Annotated in this window: 4 protein-coding genes and 1 pseudogene; 2 read left to right on the top strand and 3 right to left on the bottom strand. The window is 74.4% G+C overall.

What is annotated here, in order from left to right; genetic code table 11:
* A partial coding sequence (locus tag ACFRMQ_RS38650) for a zinc-binding alcohol dehydrogenase family protein (RefSeq protein ID WP_380735571.1) occupies positions 1-1,014 on the bottom strand: 1,014 nt, incomplete at its 3' end.
* A 14-nt stretch (positions 1,015-1,028) separates the two neighbouring features.
* On the bottom strand, positions 1,029-2,354 hold the full coding sequence (locus ACFRMQ_RS38645) for a peptide ligase PGM1-related protein (RefSeq protein WP_380735570.1): 1,326 nt from the start codon (positions 2,352-2,354) through the stop codon (positions 1,029-1,031).
* 286 nt (positions 2,355-2,640) lie between these two features.
* Here ACFRMQ_RS38645 and ACFRMQ_RS38640 point away from each other — a divergent pair, with 286 nt between their 5' ends.
* Positions 2,641-2,931 carry a hypothetical protein gene (locus ACFRMQ_RS38640; RefSeq protein WP_380735569.1) on the top strand — a complete coding sequence of 97 codons (291 nt, stop codon included), beginning with the start codon at positions 2,641-2,643 and terminating at the stop codon, positions 2,929-2,931.
* Positions 2,932-3,045: 114 nt separating this feature from the next.
* Positions 3,046-4,134, top strand: a complete 1,089-nt coding sequence (locus tag ACFRMQ_RS38635) for a hypothetical protein (protein ID WP_380735568.1) — start codon at positions 3,046-3,048, stop codon at positions 4,132-4,134.
* A gap of 24 nt (positions 4,135-4,158) precedes the next feature.
* On the opposite strand, the pseudogene ACFRMQ_RS38630 reads toward ACFRMQ_RS38635, so the two are convergent.
* Positions 4,159-4,516, bottom strand: a pseudogene (locus tag ACFRMQ_RS38630) (N-acetyltransferase); the annotation flags it as partial.

Raw genomic sequence — 4,516 nt, 5'->3', positions numbered from 1 at the left:
CGCCCGGTGCGCGCCGGCCACCCCGGACAGCGGGACCGTCCGGTCGATCCGCGCCACCAGCCGCCGTTCGACGGAGAGCCGGAACAGGTGGTCGGCGACGTGCTCGAACAGCTTCCGGTCGGCCAGGACGTGCTTGAGCCAGAAGCCCTGCGCGCCCGCCGAGCGCTCGGTCAGCTCGCCCATCGTGAAACCGTCCTCCACCCCCTCCCGCGCCCCGACCGACACCAGCCGCCCGAAGGGCGCCAGCGCGGCCAGCCCCGCGCGCAGCACCGGGCCGCCGACCGAGTCGACGAACAGGTCCAGCCCACCCTCCAGCGCGAGTCGCCCGGCCAGGTCGGGGTCCTCGGGGTCGAACACCGCGTCGGCGCCCAGCGAACGGACGAACTCCCGCTTCTCCGGGGTGGAGGCCAGCGCCACCACCCGGCCCGCGCCGAGTTCCCTGGCCAACTGCACGGCCAGGTGGCCGACCCCGCCCGCGGCCGCCGTCACCGCGACGGCCTCGCCCGGCCGCAACCGCCCCGCCAGGGCCAGCGCACCGTAGGCCGTCGCCCCCTGCTCCAGGAGCCCGAGCGCCTGCTCGTCGCTCACCCCGTCCGGCACCTCCACCGTGTGCGCCGCCTCGGGTGCGGCCACCCGGGCGTACCCGCCGCCGGCGCGCAGCAGCGCGACGACCCGGCGGCCGTCCTCGCGGCGGCGCCCGACCACGTCGATCCCGAGCACCGCCGGCAGCGGGAAGCGCAGGTACTCGCCGGTGCGGCACTCCAGGTCGGCGTAGTTGAGCCCGGCCAGGGTCACGTCGACCAGCACCCGCCCCGGGCCGGCCTCCGGTTCGGGCACCGTCTCGACGCTCAACTCCTCGGGCCCGCCGTAGCGGTGGATCACCAGCGCGCGCATCCCGCCGCCTCCCATGTCCGCCTCCGCCGTGTCCGCCCGGTCCGTGTCCACGCTGTTCGCCTCCGCCTCGTTCGTCTCCGGCCCGTTCACGTCCGGCCCGTTCACGTCCGGCCCGTTCACGTCCGCCCCGGGCCTCATCCGGCGAACAGCGCGAGCAGCGCGGCCTCCAGGGCCCGGACGGCCTCCGGGGTCCCGGCGACCGCGCAGTACGTCACCGTGCCGTTGGCGGGCCCGAGGTCGCAGCTGTACAGCACGCCGGTTCCGGTCACCGGGTCGAAGGCCAGCCCGGCCGCCACCAGGGCCGCCAGGGCCTCGGCGAAGGAGGGCACCGCGAGCCCGGCGAGCTCCAGCACGTGGCGCGAGCCGCGGTGCTCCTCGCGCAGCAGGCGGCCGAGGACGACGTCGTGCGAGAAGCTGGAGCCGGTGAACCGCGCGTTGGTCTCGTGGAAGTAGATCTCGCCCTTGGGGGTCAGCACGGCGTCCGCGCTGAGCGTGCCCCGATAGCCGATCACCCGCAGTGCCTCGCACAACCTGGCTGCCTGGTCGACGAGTTCGGCATGGACGTCGATGTCCGGGCCGACCGCCGGGGTGATCTCCCCGACCACCACCGGCCGCATGATCATCTCGCCGCAGCCGACCAGCCGCGCCGCCGTGTCGTCGATCAGGAACTGGGCGTACAGCGGCACGGAGTCGGCGAAGTACCTTTCGACCACCACCCGTTGGCCGCGCCCCCCGGTCAGCCAGGCCCACCGCTCGGCCACGTACCCGGCGACCGCCGCCCGGTCCGGCAGCGGCACCACCCGCTCGGCTCCGATCGCCGTCACCCGCTCGTCCCGGGCGAGGATCTCGTTGCCGAGGCCGCCCCCCTGGTACTCGACCTTCACCATGACGCTGTGCCCCCGCGCCAGCAGGTGCTCGATCGCCGCCTCGACCTCCGCGGGCGAACCGGCCACCGTCCCGGGCGGGATCGGCACCCCGACACCGGCGGCCACCGCCCTGAACCCCGCCTTGCTGTTGAGCAGCGCGTTGCCTCCCTGGGCGGCGAAGGGCGCGCCGGGCAGGGCGTGCGCCGCGCCGACCGCCTCCGCCAGTTCGGCCACCGCGCGGTTCGGCACGACGGGCAGCACCTCGTCCACGGTGCGCCCGTCCAGAACGCGGCGCAGTTCCTCGCGGAAGCCGGAATCGGCCAACCGGTCGGCGGTGAGCACCTGGTCGCCCTCGGACCCCGGAGGCGGCACCACGAAGGTCAGACTCCCTGCCCGTACGCCGGTCACCGCGGTGACGTACGCCAGGAACCCGGGATCGGGGCCGGTGGGAAGCACCAGGACGTCGCCGTCCTCGGCCCACCAGAGCATCCGCTGTGCGCCGCACCCGGCGGCCAGCCGCTCCGGCGGTGTCATCCCGGCGAGGTCCCCGATCATCTCCTCGGTGCGGCTGTTCGCGATGCGGAGCGTCGTCATCTGGTGCTCTCTCCCGGCGTTCGGCGCTGGTGTGACCTGCGCTACCGGTGTAGCGCACCGGGGTTGTTCTGGCTCGGCCCTCGGTCAATGAACTAAACCGCGAACAACCGGCGGCCGCGCCGGGCCCGGCCCGGCAGGGTCCGACGGCCCTGGACGAGCGATCAAAATTGGTCTATGCCAATCTTGTCCTGAATGCGTCGTCACAGCGGGCACCGTCCTACAGTTCACTGTTCCTTCCGAGCGGCCGGGTGCGCTGCCGGGTGGTCGGTCAAGCTGGAGGATCGGGATGCCGAGAGCCGTTCGCTGTCTCATTGTCGCGGTCTCCGCCGCGCTCGGTGCCGTCGCGGTGACGGCCGTACACGTCCGGGACTGGGTGCCGCTCGCACCCGCGCTGTGCGTGGACGTGCTCGTCGGGATCGGGTGGCTGTCGCTCGTCGCCCTGGTGGTACAGCGGCAGCCGGCTCCGGAGGCGGCGGTGGACGACACCGCCGGGCGATCGCACCGGGCCTACGCGCTCGCCGGGACGGGCGGCGAACCCCGCGCGAACTCGCACTGGAGGGGCCGCCACTGGCCGTAACCGGCCGAAACGGGTGGCTCAAGATCACCTGAAGCCCTTCCCGCCGCGGGCCGCTCCTGCCACCATGGCGCGAGAACCCGGAGACGAGGGAGAGCCAAGGTGCCGACGGTACGCGTGAGTTCAGCGGTGATGACCCACCCGGTACGCCTGGTCCAGGCTCAGGAGCTGGCCGATCGGCTCGGCCTGGACGGCCTGGCGCTGGATCCCGATCCGGACGGCCCGCCGTCGGCACTGTTGACGGCCCTGGTCGCCTGGGCCGCGGTGGGCGCCGGGGCGAGCCACCACCTCGTCGTCCAGGACGACGTGTCCGCCCCGGAGAACATGGTGGAGCTCGTCGGCCGCGCGGCCACCCGGTTCCCCGACGAGGCCCTCGTGTACTACACCAACTGGCACGCGCGCAACGGCGGCGCCTCCCGGCTCGCCGCACTCGCCGGGGCCTCCTGGGTCCGGGCGGTGCCCGACGAGTTCACCCCGTCGCTCGCCGTCTGCCTGCCGGTCGACACCGCGGACGACTTCCGCGAGTTCGCCACCGGCAGCGACGAACGGCACGACGACGAGCTCTTCTCCGTCTTCTTCCGCGCGCGCGGCCGGATGAGCCTGATCGCCGTGCCGAACGTGGTCGAGCACATCGGCACCAGCAGCATCAACGGCCATGCCACCCAGGGTATCCGGCTCGCCGTCTGCCCCGTGGACGCCGCCGACGCCGCACCGCTGCTGGAGCGGGGCCGGGTCCTGGAGGAGCCGGGCTGGATCCCGTACATGCGCTACGGCGAGGGCTACATCCGGCTGGTCGGCCAGGAGAGCGGTCCGGACGGCGGGCGCGGACACCACCGCTGGCGCGACGCCCTGCCGATGACCGGCCTGGAGGAGCGGACCGTGCTCGACGCGCTGGCGGACGGCATGCCGGCGGACCTGGCGGCGGAGGTGGCCCGGCTGTTCGGCCAAAGCTTCGCCGAGGAGCTGTGGATCCACTGCCTGCTGCTCGGCCGGCAGGCGGCCGAGGCCGCCCGCCGGCTCGGCGACCCCGGCGACGTCCCGCCCGAGTCCCTCGCCCGGCTGCGGGACGCCGCGGTGGCCACCGCCGGACCCGCCGGCCTGCCGCCCGAGCGTCGTCCCGAGGCCGGTCCGCAGGAGGTGCGGCTGATGGCCGCGTTCGCGTGGACCGCCGTCAGGGCCGGGGAGCGGCTGGGCCGGGCCTCGTGATTCCCCCCGGGCGCGCGACGCGGATCAGGAGACCCGGCCCGCCTCCGGCTTGACCGGATGGGTGATCCACACCCCGGGCTCCCAGTACCCACCGAGGTCGCGCTCCCGGTCGATCCGGAGCAGGGAGAGGCCGCCGGGGAAGACGTAGTCGCCGCTCTCCGGGTAGTCGATGCCGGTCCACTGCTCCCATTCGGCCACCGTCCCGGTGATCCGGGACGACTGCTCGGAGGCGCCGGCGACCGCGCCGCCGGCGCCCACCTGGGTACGGATCCACGGATCGAACGGGGCGCCGTCCGGGCGCCGCCAGGCGGCGTACCGTTCGATCGGCACCAGCGGGTACCGGTCCTTCCAGGTGGGCCGCACCGGCACCAGCACCGTGTCC

It is taken from the genome of Kitasatospora sp. NPDC056783 (genome assembly GCF_042789895.1).
Lineage (GTDB): Bacteria > Actinomycetota > Actinomycetes > Streptomycetales > Streptomycetaceae > Kitasatospora.
This window is presented reverse-complemented; position numbering and strand designations above follow the sequence as displayed.